Genomic DNA, 17,335 nt, shown 5'->3' with positions numbered 1-17,335 from the left:
TGGTTACGCAAGACCCCATTTTTTCTGTACAGAACGCTCCAAACGTAAAAACACGACATTATCCATAATCGTTCCTATTACCGCGATGATGATCATAACCGAGATGACAAGGTCCATTTGACCGAGAGACCGCCCTGTTTCAAGTAGTTGCCCGAGTCCTCCTCCTGAGCCGAGCAATTCCCCCGCCATCAATGCCCTCCATGAAAATGCCCAGGCAATGCGAAGACCCGATATTAATTGCGGAACGGATGCCGGCAGGATGACAGTTCGAATGAAATGGACCCCAGTTGAACCGAATGTTTTAGCTACCCGTTGGTACAGCGTCGGCACATTTTGAAATCCACTCGTCGCACTGACGGTCATCGTCCATGTGGCACCAATCGTGACGATGAACAGGATCGAGAAATCATTCAATCCGAACCAGATGATTGCGAGCGGGAACCAGACGATGCTCGGAATGGATTGCAACGCAGTAACGAGAAAACCGAGTGTATCCTCCACTAATTTATATCGCCAAATGAGATAGCCCATAATGACACCTAAAACGATTGCGATCGCAAATCCGATCAGCAGGCGGCTCATGCTTTTCCCGATTGCCGCTACAATTTGCCCATTCACAAGACCGTTAAAAAGAGTTTCCAACACTTGTGTCAAACGCGGAAACATGAAATCTGGCAATACCGAAAGTCTAGATGTGACTTCCCATATCACCGCTATCATCGCGATGAAGATGATTCGTCTTAAAGCTGTAGTCATCACCCATTTCCTCCTTTAACACCTTTTCAATTTCCTCCTCCAAAATGGCTAAAATCCGTTGTTCTGTATGCAATGTCACACTATCGGGCAACACGCCGTCCGTTGAAGTCGGAACTGGAATGATTTCCTTCACCTTTCCAGGACGCGTGCCGAACACGATCACTTTTTCCGATAACAACACAGCCTCTCGAATATTGTGCGTCACGAAAAAAATCGTCACTTTCGTCTTTTTCCAAATCTCCAGCAATTCTTTATGGAGCACCATTCTCGTCTGTTCATCGAGCGCAGAGAAAGGCTCATCCATCAGCAAAATATCCGGTTCCATCACTAAAGCTCTCGCAATAGATACTCTTTGCTTCATCCCACCCGACAGTTGATGCGGGTACGAATGGATATAGTTGCTTAAGTGGACCATTTTCAACATTTCGATTGCCTTTGCCTCAGCCTCTTGCTTCGGCATCTTCTTCAGCAGCAAGCCGTATTTCACATTTTCCAACACGGTTAACCACGGGAAAAGCCCGGCTTCCTGAAAAACGACGACTCGATCGGGACCAGGCTTCTTCACTTCATTTCCTGCGATGCGAATGCTGCCTTTATCCGTCTTCTCTAAGCCTGCAATCATATAAAGCAGCGTCGATTTGCCACAGCCAGAAGGACCGACGATGGAGACGAAGCTCCCTTTTTCCATATCGATAGTAATGTGATCCAGTACTAGAACCTGCTCTTTTCTTTCATTCGTGAAACTCTTCTCGATTCCATCGATTGTGACATACATTTTCCACACCTCTATTTATCTTATTTGTTTAGTCGGAATTAAACTTATGAAAATGGAGAGGATGCTTATTCCTCTCCTTTAGTCATCAAATAAATCGCTCGATAAATACCGTTCGCCATTGTCTGGCGCAATACAGACAACAGTATCAGCTGGGGTCAATCGTTTCGCCACTTGCATCGCAGCAAATACGGAAGCACCCCCGCTTGGACCGAGCAGCAAGCCTTCACGCGCCGCCAATTCGCGTACCGTTCGATAGGCGTCCTCATCTTCGATCTTGAAAATCTCGTCGTAAACGGATGTGTTTAATATCGATGGGATAAAACCGGGGCTCGTTCCGACAAGCTTATGCTTCCCGGGCTTCCCGCCAGATAGTACTGGAGAACCTGCCGGCTCCGCTATATGAACCGTAATATCGCTGTCGTGTCCTTTTAAAAACTCACCAGTCCCTGTAACTGTACCGCCCGTACCCGCTGTACAAACAAACGCTGACAGTTTTCGGTTCAACGATTCCATCGCTCGAACGATTTCCGGTCCTGTCGTATACCTGTGAATATCCGGATTCGCTACATTTTCAAATTGCATCGGAATGAAGCTATTTGGAATCTCCGCTGAAATTTCCTTTGCCTTTTGAATGGCTCCCGGCATTTTTAAATCACTCGGTGTCAACATGACCGTTGCACCGTAAGCTTTTAAAATATTGATCCGCTCGAGTGTCGAAGAATCAGGCATGACGATAATTGTTTTGTAGCCTCTCGCTGCAGCATTCATCGCGAGTCCGATCCCTGTGTTTCCAGACGTCGGTTCAATGATCGTATCTCCCGGTTGTAATAAACCCGCTTTTTCCGCTTCGATTATCATATTGTATGCCGCCCGGTCCTTGACGCTTCTGCTCGGATTGAAATATTCAAGCTTCACATAGACGGCTGCACCTTGTGGATCAGGAAGGCGATTCAATCTCACTACAGGCGTTTCGCCTATCAATTCGGCTATATTATTCACTACTCGCAAGCTGTCCAGCTCCTTCATTACGTATGTTTAGTAGATTATAGCAGAATAATCCCTACAATGCATAGTAATTTAGTGGGTTTTTTATGTTGTGGACCTTCCTTCTAACATGCGAATATGATAATTCAAAAAGAGGTGCCATAGCATGGCCGTAATCCGGACTGACAATTGGCTCGAGGAATGCAAAGGAGACCCTTCGAAAGTTTGCGCTAAATTAATCAACTACTTCACATCAGCTTCCTCATCGGATATTCATCATCACTTAACGACGTTTGGCATGTACAAGACTGCAAAACAAGGAAGAGAGTTAACGAAGAAATTGCAGGAGAAAAATGCATGGGGAATGTTGTCGGATGAAATAGGGCGATTGAGAAGCAAATGGAAAGGTCCTTCTGTCCCTATCTTTATCTTCCCATCGGATTCCAACAACAGCGTGTTGATTCGTCAATTCAAAGGAAAATCGGGGCTAGCTTATGCTGATAAGCTTTTTTTATTCATTTCACCTCATAATACGGAAACTGAAATGAAGGCGTTACTTACCCATGAGTACAATCATGTGTGCCGATTGAACAAGTTTCCGAAACGGGGAGAAGAGTACACATTATTAGATACGATCATTTTGGAAGGGTTGGCAGAAGCAGCTGTGGCAGAAAGATTCGGGAAGGACTCTACCTCTTCGTGGACTTCTCTTTATTCCGACAAACAGCTGGCCCGATTGTGGAAAGACTTCGTCAATCCAAACAAACATCATGTGAAAGAGAGTGCTACCCATGAAAAAGTGCTATACGGCCTCGGCAATTGTCCCCATATGACTGGATACGCTGTCGGCTATTATTTGGTTCAAAACTTTTTAAGAGCTAAAGACTTGCATGTAGCGGATCTTTTTACACTTTCATCCTCCGAAATTGGACAGCTGTCGTAATACTGCTTTTCACTCTAAACGAATGCAACGGTGTGTTTGTCCCCCTTGAAGAAAAATCCCTCACATATGATGTATTATGTTCAATCGAAATGGGGTGACAACACGATGTCAGTTCAACAATACCATTCTTTGTGCACTAGGCATATCGGAAGAGCTGTCGTTATTGGGACTCGGGATGGACGAACCCATAGGGGGATTATTCAATGTGTCAGGGGCAATAAAGTCTATTTAGAGCCATTCGGTCGTCAACGAAATTTGGGTGGTTTCGGATACGGTTTTAGATATGGATATGGCTTTGGAGGACGTGGATTAGCGTTTGGCTTAGGAATTGCACTCGGCTCCATCGTAACCTTCGCTTTGCTTCCGTTCTTCTGGTAATTATAAAAATAAAAAGAAGACTTCTCACATATGAGAGGCCTTCTTTTTCATTTAAACGACTTCCGGCTTCACTTCTACTTCTGTTTCAAGAGGCTCAACAAGCGCATACCGTTCCCATGCTCTGCTTTTCCAACGCAGCATCATTATGATGGCGCGTGTCCATTCATCTGCCGCGATAGCTAGCCATACTCCGACAAGTCCTAGGTCTAGCACGAACACGAAGAAATAGCCAAGCGGCAAACTCATCATGACCATCGATAGAGCTCCCATCAAAACCGGGAATTTCGCGTCGCCCGATGCACGGAGCGAGTTGATGATGACGATATTGAACGTCCGTCCTGTTTCCAGCAAACATGCTAATAACAACACAGATGCTCCAAGCTCGATAATTTCCTCATTGTCGGTGAACAGGCGCATAAGCGGATAACGGAACGTCATGACAATCGCCACTAACACGACGGTAAAGACAAGCGCACGCTTCAAAGAGGACCAAACTTGCTGGTACACTTCATCCTTTTCTCCGCTTCCAACGAGTCTGCCGACGATGATTGCTGTCCCGAGGCCGATTGCGAGTGCAAACAAATAACTGAACATCGAAATGTTCGTCGCATACTGTCTCGCAGCAAGCGCCTCCGTACCGAGATAAGTGACATAGTAGAGGAATACGATTTGGCATGCTTGGTACAGGATCTGTTCGAACGCTGAAGGCAATCCGATGTTCAATATCTTTTTGATGTATTCCTTCGACCATGTAAAGTAATAACGGAATTCGATACGATATTCAAGCACTTTGTACAATAGCCAAATGAAGACGAACATCGCGATTACACGGCTTCCGACCGACGAAATCGCCGCTCCTTGCACGCCTAGCGCAGGCATCCCGAACTTTCCGAAGATGAGCGCATAGTTCCCGATGACGTGAATAATGTTCATGCCGAGTGATACGAACATCGTCTGTTTCGTAAATCCGTGAACACGAATGACAGCTGCAAGCGAGTTGATGATCGCCTGTAGGAAAATCCCACCTCCAACGATGACCAAATACGCTTCCGCATGTGCAAGGACATCCCCTTGCAAATTCATCGTTTCCATCATACGGCTCGTGAACAAAATGAAGATGCCACTAATGCCAAGTCCTACTAATAGATTCAAAGAAACTGCAAGCGCAGAAATCTTCGACGCTTCAATAAAACGCCTAGACCCTAAATATTGGGCAACAACGATTGCTGCACCGTTACCGACTACTTCTAGTACAAGAATTGCGATTTGCACATATTGGTTCGCTGCCCCAACGCCTGATACCGCATCATCAGACAGCGCACTCAACATGAACGTATCCGCCAATCCCATCAACATGAACAAAAATAACTCAAGAAAAATCGGCCACGTCAGATGAAACAAATTCAGTTTCTTCCCCGGGCCGTTGGCTGCAACTGCTGCCATCTATATATCGCCTTCATTTCTATTTAAGATATTCAAAACAGGAATTAGCTTATCATAGAAATCGGCTTATTGACAACGGGTACGCCTCCATTTTTTTCAATTTTTCATAGTCATGCAAATCGTTTATTGTGCACTCAAGATTTCTTTCACATTTTCCCCATCTGCGGACATCTGATAGATTCGATAGTCAGGCTGCCGCCCTCCGAATTGACGGTCCACCAAAAAGTAGATTTTATTATCCTGCCCTACGGTTGGTTCAGACGCATACTCCTTTAAATGGGTCAGTTGCTTCGTTTCATACGTATTCCAATTGAAGCTGAACAACTCGTACTCGAATATGCCATCTTCTCCAGTGCCCCCGACTGCTTGGTAAATAATTTCTTCCCTATCCGGCAACAGTACGAAGTCATATAGATCTTCCTCCCCCGCCGGATCACTTATGACCGTTTTTTCGTCTGGCGCATCGAGTGGGATTTTAAAAATACGCTGCTTGGATGCAAATACATCGTCCGCTGTTTGTACATGTTCATCGTCATCCGTTTGGACATACACGGATTCATCTGTCGCCGATACTTGCAATGACTGCATATTGTACTTTTTCAGATCGGTATATTTTGTCTGCTCAAGCGTTTGAAGATGGAAGCTATGCACATCAAAATCATGTGGCCTTTCGCCTACAATCGGTGAATAGTTCGTAAAAGTCGCGGCGTGCAAATAAAAGAGAAGCTCCGAATCTTTCGGGTCAAATGCCAGTTCCGTAATTATTCCTTGCTCACGAAATGCAAGTTGATCAGCAGCCGTATCCACATTCAAAAGATGTACGGAGCTTTCACTTTCTGGACTCATCTCTTTATCTGTCACAATATATGCTAGTCTTTTACCATCTTTCGAGAAGCTGATATCTAAAATTGTTTGATCGACAGGAAACTGTACAATCGGCAATTCATTCCCATCAGGCAAATAAATACCTGCTTTCCCGTCATCATAGGCAACATATGCAATCGAACCATCTACAGAGACATCGAAAGTGGCAGTCAGCCCATTTTGCTTTTCATTTTCCTCTTTTTCAAACAAGAACCCTAGCACAACGAAAACGATCGTAACGAAGCCGATACTACCAATGAGAATACTGATTGATTTATTCATGCCATCCCTCCTACAACTCCAAACACCCAAAATCCGACCGCCGATAATACGACTGCTGTTTGCATGAACAGAATCGCATACGCCCACAGTTTCTTTTGCTTCGAGAGCAACTGCAATTGGCTTGCATAGGAAACAATCCATAGGACAAGCGGTATAAACAATATGAATACTTTTGGCGACATATCACCGAAAAATAAAAACGCCCATAAGAAAAACAATGTAGCGAAAACAATGAATATACCTGTTGTGATATTTATAAAATGAAATCGTTTTGCATCCTTCACTAGCTGTTGGCGTTTTGATGAATAATCGTAAATCGTCGTCCGATACACAAGAACGATCGCAAGCAAAAGAATCAATCCTGCAATGATTGACAAGCCGGTCGACAACGGCGGATATACGTCAGTCGCCAATAAAAATCCATAGAAAAAAGTCATGATATGAATGAGCAGCATGCTATTCATCCACAATCTCCGATTCAATGAAGAAACCGGCCGAACCGTCATAACTAGTATTGCGGTGCTAATGAAGACGGCAACGATTAACCAAGGGATATGCGCATCTCCCATTACAAATAACTGACATGCGTAAACGCTATACGCGAAAAGCAGTGATGCTACCGATAATGAAAGCATCATTTCCCTTCGGTATGGGTACATTGCCTGTTGCAGCTGCTTGCCAATCTCCCGTTCCTCTCCAAAGTTTGTCATGGCGGTTCGCATAGCCTCCTCTTCTGATAATCCTTGCTTCTGATAATCTATGAATGAACATTCCAAATGAGAGAGCAGTTCTTCATACAAGTCTTTCCGCTCCTCATGATTGCTGTCGGTTTCCCGGACAATTCCCTCGACAAACCGTTGAAAGGGCTGCTTCATAGCAATCCTTCCGAACTTTTATGCACAAGCGTATTCATCCACTCCCAATTTTCGCGCTTGCTGTCCAAAGCGGCGCCGCCTTCATCGGTCAGTCGATAATACTTTCGCCTGCCGCCCTCCGTTTCCTGCCAATAGGAGTCGACCCACCGTTTCTTTTCCAAACGCTTCAACGCAGAGTAAAGAGTCCCTTCACTCATTTCATACGTATCGTCACTGACCTTTTTCAACACTTTAACGATTTCATAGCCGTACATATGCCGTTGCGCGATGAGGGATAATAATATTAAATCGATGCTTCCTTTCATCATCTCTTGATCCATTTCAATCACCTCTCTATCGACATCGTAACACGAGGTACCTCGCAAAGCAATGTAAATGGTGTTTTATGGATTGCATTCGACCATACATAAGAATGATTCCTTGAAGTCAAAAGGACCTACAGAAACGTGAAAAAGCTTTCCGCGACAAAAGCGGAAAGCTCCAAGTATATTACTACTCGCTCTATATGGATTTTATTTTTCTTCTTCAGGCTCGTCTGCCCCGCGATAACGCTTATACGGTAGCACATTCCACGTCCGATAATCGAAGTCTGCTGCACGCAGTACTTTCGGAATGTCGCCCAAGATTTTCTTTGCCACTTCCAATTCCCGTTGTGCTTCCTCTTTATCCTGATACATGAATTCATCCGAAGCGGCCTCAGGAGCCTGCTTCACTTTCTCCTCCAAGTCCTGGATGACCATCTGTTGCTGAGTATGCAATGATTCTCTTGCATCCATCACCCATTCAGGCTGCATGCTCCGGTTCGTGTCGCCCACATTCGAATACTCCTCGAAAACTTCCCGATAAATACGGTCGGCATTCGCCCGGACATCCAAATTGACCGCTTCCAAATCGTCATTCGTCAAGTCCTCGACCGACAGTGACGCTTTTCGAATCCGTCCTCCAAGCCTCGTCCGTTCCAAATAGAACGGGAACATACTCTTAATGATCTTCCCTACTGGAGAGATAGCGCTTCCAAATTCATCAAGACCTTTTGGCTGGACGCCCTGGATCGCAATCCTTGCCGATTCCGGACGGACGATTTCCTTCGGCGGCATAATTCCATGACGAAGCATTTCCCGGATACCTGTTCCAGAAATATTGATCCGATATTGAATATCGTGCGGGCATGATTGTTCTGTCGCCGGGCTATCGCAACGCGTGCAATAGAACACTTCGTGGAAAAGCCTTACGTCAATGCCGAGCTCTTCCGGATTGAACTGGTCAAAAATGCTATGGCTTGCATACTTATCGTAATAATCTCCGATTCCTGCATGATCCCGGCCGATAAGCGCATGAGTGCAACCATAGTTTTTCATAATCAGCGCATGCAGCACTGTTTCCCGAGGGCCCGCAAAAATATACGTCACCCGCAGCGGAGCAAGAATGGACCGCCCTTTCGGATAATACGTATCCAGCACACTTCGATAGGACAACATCCGGAATTCATGACGCGTATATTCACGTTTTGCCATTTCGACTAACGGCTGAAGAAGCAAGCCGTCGATTTCTTCTAACGCGTTTTTATGGATATATTCATGGCCCCGATGCAAAGGATTCGCCCCGGTAATGAATCCCGCTGCAGAGCGGAATTTCTTCACCTCGTAAAATTCATGCCACGTATCTTTCGGCTCCAACCGCAGCTTTTCAAACGGCCCCCAATCGACACGGCGCAATAATCGGATTGGTCCGCCTAGCGCGACGTCGCCCATACGTCTATAGATCGCGTCCACCCCTGGATGATTTCGATCAGTCGTGCCGAATAGATGTGAAGCACGGTATTCCTTATCATAATCAAAAACATCTTCGATCTTCAAAATCGCAACCGGCTCGTTTTGTTCGTCGGAAAGCGCCACTTCATCCCCCACGGAAAGTGTCTTGATGATTTCCTTGTTGCGATTGCCAATCGGAGCAAAGCTTAGCGGAACAGGCCATACTGTACCGTTCGCCAACCTGCCTTCGTTCAATACAGATTTATAGTCGATTTCATTCATGAATCCTTCATTCGGAGACAAGACCCCTGTTGCAATCATTTCAAGCGTAATGACCGCTTCCAAGTCGACCATGATGGAAGGTAGCAGCCTAGCTCTTTCCAGCTCCTCCTCCCTCTCAACCCCCGTCAATACTTTGTCCACCAGTTTCCCCCCATGTGGTTGTTGAGGGTAATTGGCAAACCGATTTTCTGTTACGTTCAACATCCCTTCTCCTCCTCATTCCATTTCATTCTAATAAAAACGTACTCTCTTCTGAATATTAACATACTTTCAAGTTTGTAAATAGGTTATTATCTGAAATTAATAATTTTTCTCTTTTTAGGGAGCGTCTTACGAGTTATAGAGGCTAATATGGTAAAATCCATTTATGAGCTTTTACGGAGGGAAATTTGAATGAATGAGTTTTCGAAGAAAGAAACAGTAAAGTTAGGATTATTAATGTTCGCGCTATTTTTCGGCGCTGGCAATATGATCTTTCCACCGTTAGTCGGACAACTAGCGGGAGATAACGTCTGGATTACAATTACAGGGTTTCTCATTACCGGAGTCGGTCTTCCTTTTCTAGGCGTAGTCGCAGTCGCCTTGAGCGGCAGCCAGTTAAGGGATCTAGCAGGCAAGGCTCATCCGCTGTTCGGAATCGCTTTTACAATCATTGTCTACTTAGCGATTGGTCCTTTTTTCGGGGTTCCACGTACAGCTACGGTTTCTTTTGAAATGGGACTGTCTCCTTTTCTTTCTGAATCCTCGGAAAGAATCGTAATGTTTCTGTTTACGGTACTCTTTTTCTCAATTACGGCATGGCTTTCCCTGAAGCCAAATAAATTAGTCGACCGTTTCGGAAATGTGCTGACGCCAATTCTACTTACCCTCATTGCTTTCATCGTTACAGTCGGAATCCTCAAGCCTGCCGGAACAAGTGGCCCGCCACAAGAACCATACGTCCACAATCCATTCATAAACGGTTTCATTGAAGGATATTTAACGATGGACGCAATTGCTGCGCTCGTATTCGGCATTATCGTTATTAACGCGATTAAGGGAAAAGGCATTTCAGACCGCAAAGCAGTTGCCTCCATCACGATGAAATCTGGTATTTTTGCGGTTGTCGGGCTTTGCCTCGTCTATGTGGGACTTGCATACCTCGGCACCACTAGTCGTTTAATCGCTCCAAATGCGGAAAACGGCGGAGAAATTTTAACTCAACTTGCGTTTTCGTTAATGGGAACGACCGGACAAGTAGTGCTCGGAACAGCTGTATTTCTTGCTTGTTTAACGACTTCCGTAGGACTCGTCTCGTCCTGTGCAGCCTTTTTCTCAAGTACATTCCCGAAACTTTCGTATCGAACGGTTGTCCTGATTGTCGGCCTCTTTAGTACAGTGATTGCGAATATTGGGCTTACGCAATTAATTTCGATCACATTGCCGGTTCTTGTCGGGATTTATCCGCTTGCAATCGTGTTAATTACGGTCAGCTTCTTTCATAACCGATTCAACGGTTATCGGGAAGTGTATTTATTCGCGTTAGCGGCTGCAGGGGTTGTCGGCTTTTTCGATATGCTGAAAGCTTTCGGTTTGCCTATTGCTCCTGTCGCCGATGTTCTCAGCTATTTGCCGCTTTACGAAGAAGGGCTAGGATGGATTGTCCCCGCGATCGTGTTGGGAACACTCGGCTTTATCATTGGTTCCCTTCGGAAAAATGCCAGTCAATAGAAATGAAAAAAGGACTCACAGGAGTCCTTTTTCATTTACCTTTCTTCCGAAGGTTTCTTCCTAATACGAAAGAAAGTCCGAGAAGACATGCCATTCCAGCTATTTGCAATGGATCGCGTGTCGATTTGAATTTCACCCGCTCCGGCGTAATTTCATAGACGCCGACCGGTTTAACTAAAAAGCCCCCACCGCCGCCATCCGCGCCATTGCCATCTCCACCGCCGCCGAATCCATATCTTAATTTCGCAACAGGCAACACTTTCGTTAAGCCAACTTCTATCGGTTCGCCAAAAACGAGAGAGACGTCCTTATGATTGCCAAATTTCTTGAACACCGTCGTTACAGGAGCCTCCCTAAATTCCTTCCGACCCACGCTGCTTTCAACTTGCACTTGCCCTTTTTCTTGCACTTGAACTTCTGCTTTCGCTTTCTCTAGTTGTTTTTCCACTTGCTTCTTTTCCTCCACTAGTACCATTCGCTAATCACTCCTTTCCTACTCTTTCGACGTCTTGCTGTCACTTCCCTTTTTCAAGGCATGTATTTTGACACACCGTCCACACTGTATTAACGTAGAATTCAGAATTCCTTTAATACTTGCTGTTCTGAATAGGAGGCGTCAAGGTGAAAAGTATTTTCACTGCATATTTACGTGCTTCGTTAATCTTTAAAATTTCAATCGCCTTAGTTCTTGGGATTATAGCAGGTTTCTTATTAGGGGAACAAGCCGCCGTCTTGGCACCGTTCGGCGATCTGTTGCTCCGTTTGCTCACCTTTCTAATTATCCCACTCATTTTATTTACACTCATCGTCGGCGTGAATCAGACGAATATTGCTAATTTAGGACGTATGGGCAGCAAAGTTTTCATCTACTACACGGTGACTTCTGCGCTTGCGATCATTGTAGGTTTGCTTGTCGCTAGCATTTTGCAGCCTGGAAAGGGAATGAGACTTACCGGCAATGAAACATTCGACGTCCCGGAAAATCCGGGCATCGTCCAAGTCCTTCTCAATATCGTCCCGTCCAATATCGTCACGGCATTTACGGAAATGAATCTACTCGGCATCATATTCACAGCTCTCGCATTCGGAATTGCAATTTCCGTTATGCGTTCCTCTGAGAAACATGTCGGGCTGGGAGAGTCCTTACTGACAACAGTCAATTCGTTGAATGAAGCGTCCCTTATTATATTGAAGGCAATCCTTCAATATGTGCCAATCGGCATTTTTGCAATTATTGCAAATACAGTCGGGAGCCAAGGGATCGATACACTTATTTCCTTAGGTGGTATGATTGGCATCTTTTATATTGCGTTGCTCGTTCATATCGTGTTATATGTCATTCTTCTACTTCTTTTTAGAATAAAACCGGGGTCTTTCTTCAAACATGCACGCACGCCAATCATTACCGCTTTTGTTACCCAAAGCAGCACGGGGACATTGCCGCTCACATTAGATGCTGCAAAAAAGATGCGGGTTTCCAAAAGCCTATATGGCTTCAGCATTCCGCTCGGTGCAACCGTCAATATGGACGGTGCCGCGATCCGCATAGCCGTGTCCGCCGTCTTTGCAGCCAATGTCGCAGGCACCACACTCACAATTTCCGATATGTTGATGGTCGTATTGATCGGGACGCTCGCCTCAATCGGGACAGCAGGAGTTCCAGGCGCGGGCATCGTCATGATTGCGACTGTGTTCGTCCAGCTCGGCTTGCCGATGGAAGCGGTGGCTTTGTTAACTGCGATTGACGCGCTTATCGGAATGGGTGCAACCGCCGTTAACGTCACGGGCGATCTCGTTGGGACAAGATTGATCGACCAGCATGAGAAAAGAAGGCAAATATGAAAAAAGCCAAGCAATGGATGTACCCTTGCTTGGCTTTTCTATTCATTCCATCAGCTCTGAAACTATTTCGTACGAGCGGAGTCGGTCTTCGTGGTTGAAGATGCCTGAACTAATAATGCATTCGTCCGCCCGCGTCATTTCCATGAACGCTTCCAATTTGCGCTTGACCGTTTCAGGACTGCCGACAATCGTCGACGGCCATTCCAACAGCTCAGTGACTACCGCTTTCTCAAGTTCGGACCAGACAGCGTCCACGTCATCGATCGGTGGCTTGAAGTGCGTCGTAATCCCTTTGCGGATATTCAAAAACATTTGCTGGTGAGAAGTGGCAAGCCATCGCGCCTTCTCATCCGTATCTGCAGCAATAATATTAATGCCAAGCATTGTATACGGTCTTTCAAGATCCTTTGAAGGCTTGAAATTCCGATGATATAAGTTCAATGCATGCATCATATATGTTGGGGCAAAATGGCTTGCGAATGAAAATGGAAGCCCAAGATCAGCAGCAAGTCTTGCACTAAAGTCGCTTGAGCCTAGCAACCATATCGGGATGTTGCTCCCTTCTCCAGGGATCGCCCGTACACGTGCGGAAGGATCATTCTTGAAAAAGGTGCGCAGTTCGTCCAGCTGCAAAGGAAAATCGTCTCCGGTGCTTTGCAACGTCCTTCGCAGCGCGTAAGCTGTCGCCTGGTCGCTGCCAGGTGCTCGACCAAGCCCGAGGTCAATTCTGCCAGGAAATAACGCATCTAATGTTCCGAACTGTTCAGCAATGACGAGCGGTGCATGGTTTGGAAGCATGACACCTCCTGCCCCGACACGGATCGTCTTCGTCGCACCTGCCACATGACCGATAATGACGGACGTTGCCGAACTTGCAACACCGGGCATATTATGATGTTCAGCAAGCCAAAAGCGGTTAAACCCCCACTTCTCTGCATGCTGGGCAAGATCGACGCTGTTTTTGAAAGATTGCCCTGCATCGCTTCCTTCGTTGATCATCGCAAGATCAAGGATCGACAAAGGAATGCCATTAAATTTTTTCGCTACATCATTTATCAATTGCCTCACTCCAATAGTTTAAGTCTAGTTTTTGTCAGCTTTATCACTTCCATTTCATGATAACCCTTCGGCTCGTCTACTTCCATTGAATGGTACTGACGCGTGTGCAAAAAAAGGAAGCCCAACAAAGGGCTTCCTTTTATAACATGATTCCTGTAACTGCCGCAGTCAACAAACTGACCAAAGTCGCTCCATAGAGCAGCTTCAACCCAAATTTAGCGACTGTATTTCCTTGTTCTTCGTTCAATCCTTTAACAGCTCCTGAAATGATACCGATTGAGGAGAAGTTCGCGAATGATACGAGGAATACAGAAATGATGCCGACCGTCCTGCTTGATAAAGATGATGCCATATCTGACAAATCAATCATCGCCACGAATTCGTTCGTCAACAACTTTGTCGCCATGATCGTACCGGCTTGTACAACTTCCGATGCCGGAACGCCGACGATGAATGCTAATGGCGCAAACACATATCCTAACGCAGTTTGGAAGCTAACACCTACTGCCGCTTCAAAAACGTTATTCACCATGCCGATCAATGCGACAAAGCCAATAAGCATCGCACCAACGACGATGGCCACTTTAAAACCATCTAAAATATACTCGCCCAACATCTCAAAGAAGGACTGGCGTCTTTCTTCCTTCCCTTCGATAATATCCTCTTCCTCTGTCACTTCATAAGGGTTGATGATATTCGCGATGATAAATCCGCCAAAGAGATTTAAAACGAGTGCCGTAATGACATATTCAGGTTCAATCATCGTCATGTATGCCCCTAAAATGGAAGCGGATACTGTTGACATAGCAGAAGTACACATCGTGTACATCCGGTGCTTCGGAATATGAGGCAATTGTTTCTTAAGGGAAATGAATACCTCAGATTGTCCAAAAATCGCAGAGGCGACCGCGTTGAAAGACTCCAATTTCCCTAGACCATTGACCTTGCTCAAAATAGAACCAAGAAAACGGATGATCAACGGAAGCAACCTTATATACTGAGCAATTCCGATGAGCGCAGAGATAAAGACGATTGGCATTAAAACATTCAGGAAGAATGGGATTGCACCATCATTCGCAAGTCCTCCGAATACGAAGTTAATCCCTTCCGCTGCGTAGGCTAAAAGTTTCTCGAATACGCCCGATACGCCTTTAACTAGAACAAGACCAATTTCCGTATTCAATAGGACGAAAGCCAAAACTAACTGCAAAACGATCATGATGATAATCGGTTTGTATTTAATCTTCTTCTTGCCATTGCTTGCTATGAATGCAAGGAAAAAAATAACAAGTAACGCCGCAATGAATATGAGGAATTTCAAAGCGGTTTCCCCCTCTCTATGTGCATAAACTGTTGTTGTGCGGAGCAAAATCACATTTCTCATATGTTCCCGAAAACTTTATTCCGTAATCGTTTTAGTTATTCGACAAATCGGTCGTTTATATACGAAACAAATACTCATGACCAACTTCCGAAATGTCAAATAAGCATGAAAATGTTATATTTTTTTCTCAACTTGAACATGATAACATAAATTCAACAGTAGAGTAATTGACAAAATTAGTACATAAAAAAACAGAGAGGCATTTAATAAACCCTCTCTGTTTTTCAATTTTAATGCATTTTCTATAAATTTATTAACAAAAAAATTTACCTTTTCAGTATCCTCCGCCCCAATAGGCAGCTCCAACAATTATTAATAATATAAACAAAACGACAATTAAAGTATAACCGCCGCCATACCCTCCACCTTGACCAACTTCATTCGACATTCTTCCACACCTCCAAAACACTTGATGATGTTATTCTATGTAGTCACTTCATCCATGCCCATGACATTCCCCTAGTACGACCTGCACAGCTTCGGGAAATAAAAAAAGAGCTCCCACGTAACCGTGAAAGCCCAGTAACTTTCAAGCAATTGAAGAATTGCTCTCCTTCATAATATGCCTTCCACCATATACGATACGCTCAATTTCTCCGCTACGGTTTTCAACGAATTGCAAAATGCCATCATTCTCATCTTCATCCATAAAAACATTGTCCCCTATACATTTTAACTTCCTGCTCGCTTCATTCGATTCAACAGTGAGCCGGCCATCGTTCAATGACACCTTTACATTCATTCCTTCGCTTGAAATATAGGAGCCTATGAATTTCTGAAGGTCCTTGGCATCAACTTCTTTCACCTCATACGTTGACGAGGAAGCGTTTAATTCTCTGCCTTCCGTAACATTTATCGCGCTCATAAGAAGATCAGCCGCCGGAACATCCGAAACATTCGTCAAAATCACGCCCGCCTTTTTCTTCTCGATAACGGCACACATATACGATGACACGCCTTTTAAGCCGCCTCCATGGCTGATCAATGTAGAACCGAAATAATCGGGAATGACTCGCAGACCATATCCGTAGCACTTGCCAGGTTCGTATTCGATATGCGGATGGATCATTTGCTCAATGCTTTCCTTCGATAAAATCCGTGTTCCGTCGACGACGCCTTCATTCCAATACATTTCTAAATAGCGGAGAATATCATTTGCCGTCGATTTCAAATAACCGACCGAACGCATCGACGGCGCATCCCACCAAAGCGGTGCTTCATACACATGCGAGCCGTCCTTCGCTTTCATGTAAAGTGTCGCAACATCATCGGTACGGTCCAATCTCTCCATCGCAAAAAAGCTATTTTTCATGCCCGCAGGCTTTACTATATTTTCTTCAATGAACTCTTCATATGGTCGTCCGCTCACTCTGCTAATGATGACGCCAAGCAACCCGTATGAATCATTCGAATAACTGTAAAACTGACCTGGTTCGCCGAGCCATTCAAAATCGTCTGTCGCCATGAACGCAAGCATTTCGTCGTACGTCTCGATATGTGGTCCTGGATTGTTCAACAGATCCAGTCCGTAATCTTTTGCGGAAGGATCTTGTTCAATGCTATTTTTCCGGGCATACACATGCGTCGCGAGAGGTGGATAACCTGCAGTGTGAGTCATTAAATGATGGATCGTAATTCGCTCCACTTGTGTTCCTGGCTTCTTCAATTCTGGCAAGTAGTCAACGATTCTATCATGCACTGACAACTTTCCCGTCTCCTGCAGTTTCATAATGCCCGCACTCGTAAACGACTTAGTCATCGATGCAATTCCAAAAACTGTATCACCCGTCGCGGGCAGCTTCCGCTTAACATTCCGATAGCCTAAGTTCTTCTCATATACCCGCAGCCCGTCCGTCTCAATGCCAATCATCGCCCCTGGAATCAAATGCTTCTCAACGAACTCTTGCGCATACGTATCAAATGTATTTACCGCTATAGTTTCCCCCATTTTCATTCCCCCTGTTTGCTTTTCCATACTAAGATTATTCGCCGTTAAGCATGATTTCC

17 protein-coding genes are annotated in these 17,335 nt (G+C 45.1%); 4 read left to right on the top strand and 13 right to left on the bottom strand.

All coding sequences use genetic code 11. The features are described from left to right. Nucleotides 1-3 precede the first annotated feature (3 nt). The 3 genes from ACTHPA_RS13600 to cysK all read right to left on the bottom strand — a co-directional run bounded on the left by ACTHPA_RS13600 (nucleotide 4) and on the right by cysK (nucleotide 2,539). Nucleotides 4-756 carry an ABC transporter permease gene (locus ACTHPA_RS13600; protein WP_440500948.1) on the bottom strand — a complete coding sequence of 251 codons (753 nt, stop codon included), beginning with the start codon at nucleotides 754-756 and terminating at the stop codon, nucleotides 4-6. Continuing rightward, nucleotides 689-1,531: an ABC transporter ATP-binding protein gene (locus ACTHPA_RS13595; RefSeq protein ID WP_440500947.1), complete on the bottom strand. Its 843-nt coding sequence runs from the start codon at nucleotides 1,529-1,531 to the stop codon at nucleotides 689-691. Before ACTHPA_RS13595 ends, ACTHPA_RS13600 begins: the two co-directional genes overlap by 68 nt. A 78-nt stretch (nucleotides 1,532-1,609) precedes the next feature. Further along, nucleotides 1,610-2,539, bottom strand: a complete 930-nt coding sequence (gene cysK / locus ACTHPA_RS13590; RefSeq protein ID WP_440500946.1) for a cysteine synthase A — start codon at nucleotides 2,537-2,539, stop codon at nucleotides 1,610-1,612. 142 nt (nucleotides 2,540-2,681) lie between these two features. On the opposite strand from cysK, the gene ACTHPA_RS13585 reads away from it, so the two are divergent. Continuing rightward, nucleotides 2,682-3,458, top strand: coding sequence for a DUF2268 domain-containing protein (locus ACTHPA_RS13585; RefSeq protein WP_440500944.1), 777 nt, complete (start codon nucleotides 2,682-2,684; stop codon nucleotides 3,456-3,458). Nucleotides 3,459-3,563: 105 nt separating this feature from the next. Continuing rightward, on the top strand, nucleotides 3,564-3,836 hold the full coding sequence (locus ACTHPA_RS13580; RefSeq protein ID WP_440500943.1) for a hypothetical protein: 273 nt from the start codon (nucleotides 3,564-3,566) through the stop codon (nucleotides 3,834-3,836). Nucleotides 3,837-3,887: 51 nt separating this feature from the next. Here the strand turns inward: ACTHPA_RS13580 and ACTHPA_RS13575 are convergent, their stop codons facing one another. The 5 genes from ACTHPA_RS13575 to ACTHPA_RS13555 form a co-directional block, all read right to left on the bottom strand. After that, on the bottom strand, nucleotides 3,888-5,279 hold the full coding sequence (locus ACTHPA_RS13575; RefSeq protein ID WP_440500942.1) for an MATE family efflux transporter: 1,392 nt from the start codon (nucleotides 5,277-5,279) through the stop codon (nucleotides 3,888-3,890). 123 nt (nucleotides 5,280-5,402) lie between these two features. After that, the gene (locus ACTHPA_RS13570; RefSeq protein WP_440500940.1) at nucleotides 5,403-6,425 is read right to left on the bottom strand and encodes a hypothetical protein; all 1,023 of its coding nucleotides are present in this window, start codon (nucleotides 6,423-6,425) and stop codon (nucleotides 5,403-5,405) included. After that, nucleotides 6,422-7,300 (bottom strand): permease prefix domain 1-containing protein, encoded by an 879-nt coding sequence (locus tag ACTHPA_RS13565; protein WP_440500939.1) that lies wholly within the window; start codon nucleotides 7,298-7,300, stop codon nucleotides 6,422-6,424. Before ACTHPA_RS13565 ends, ACTHPA_RS13570 begins: the two co-directional genes overlap by 4 nt. Further along, nucleotides 7,297-7,620: a PadR family transcriptional regulator gene (locus ACTHPA_RS13560; RefSeq protein ID WP_440500937.1), complete on the bottom strand. Its 324-nt coding sequence runs from the start codon at nucleotides 7,618-7,620 to the stop codon at nucleotides 7,297-7,299. Before ACTHPA_RS13560 ends, ACTHPA_RS13565 begins: the two co-directional genes overlap by 4 nt. 192 nt (nucleotides 7,621-7,812) lie before the next feature. Next, nucleotides 7,813-9,537, bottom strand: a complete 1,725-nt coding sequence (locus ACTHPA_RS13555; RefSeq protein WP_440500935.1) for a sulfate adenylyltransferase — start codon at nucleotides 9,535-9,537, stop codon at nucleotides 7,813-7,815. A 189-nt stretch (nucleotides 9,538-9,726) separates the two neighbouring features. Here ACTHPA_RS13555 and brnQ point away from each other — a divergent pair, with 189 nt between their 5' ends. Continuing rightward, on the top strand, nucleotides 9,727-11,043 hold the full coding sequence (gene brnQ, locus ACTHPA_RS13550) for a branched-chain amino acid transport system II carrier protein (RefSeq protein WP_440500933.1): 1,317 nt from the start codon (nucleotides 9,727-9,729) through the stop codon (nucleotides 11,041-11,043). 31 nt (nucleotides 11,044-11,074) lie between these two features. Here brnQ and ACTHPA_RS13545 read toward each other — a convergent pair whose 3' ends face one another. Next, nucleotides 11,075-11,518 (bottom strand): hypothetical protein, encoded by a 444-nt coding sequence (locus tag ACTHPA_RS13545; RefSeq protein ID WP_440500932.1) that lies wholly within the window; start codon nucleotides 11,516-11,518, stop codon nucleotides 11,075-11,077. Nucleotides 11,519-11,664: 146 nt separating this feature from the next. Between ACTHPA_RS13545 and ACTHPA_RS13540 the strand changes: the two genes are divergently transcribed. Further along, nucleotides 11,665-12,885, top strand: a complete 1,221-nt coding sequence (locus ACTHPA_RS13540) for a dicarboxylate/amino acid:cation symporter (protein ID WP_440500930.1) — start codon at nucleotides 11,665-11,667, stop codon at nucleotides 12,883-12,885. Nucleotides 12,886-12,927: 42 nt separating this feature from the next. On the opposite strand, the gene ACTHPA_RS13535 is transcribed toward ACTHPA_RS13540, so the two are convergent. The 4 genes from ACTHPA_RS13535 to ACTHPA_RS13520 form a co-directional block, all read right to left on the bottom strand. Then, on the bottom strand, nucleotides 12,928-13,944 hold the full coding sequence (locus ACTHPA_RS13535; protein ID WP_440500928.1) for an LLM class flavin-dependent oxidoreductase: 1,017 nt from the start codon (nucleotides 13,942-13,944) through the stop codon (nucleotides 12,928-12,930). Between the two features lie 139 nt (nucleotides 13,945-14,083). Then, complete coding sequence (locus ACTHPA_RS13530; RefSeq protein WP_440500927.1) at nucleotides 14,084-15,265, bottom strand: NupC/NupG family nucleoside CNT transporter; 1,182 nt, start codon at nucleotides 15,263-15,265, stop codon at nucleotides 14,084-14,086. Nucleotides 15,266-15,602: 337 nt separating this feature from the next. Then, entirely contained in the window at nucleotides 15,603-15,716 is a 114-nt protein-coding gene (locus tag ACTHPA_RS13525) for a YjcZ family sporulation protein (protein ID WP_440500925.1), read from the bottom strand. Nucleotides 15,717-15,857: 141 nt separating this feature from the next. After that, nucleotides 15,858-17,276 carry a serine hydrolase domain-containing protein gene (locus ACTHPA_RS13520; protein WP_440500924.1) on the bottom strand — a complete coding sequence of 473 codons (1,419 nt, stop codon included), beginning with the start codon at nucleotides 17,274-17,276 and terminating at the stop codon, nucleotides 15,858-15,860. Nucleotides 17,277-17,335: the final 59 nt, after the last annotated feature.

The sequence above is a fragment of the Sporosarcina sp. SAFN-015 genome, from assembly GCF_051966875.1.
Lineage (GTDB): Bacteria > Bacillota > Bacilli > Bacillales_A > Planococcaceae > Sporosarcina.
Note: the sequence above shows the minus strand (reverse complement) of the source record. Positions and strands in the feature narration are given on the sequence as shown.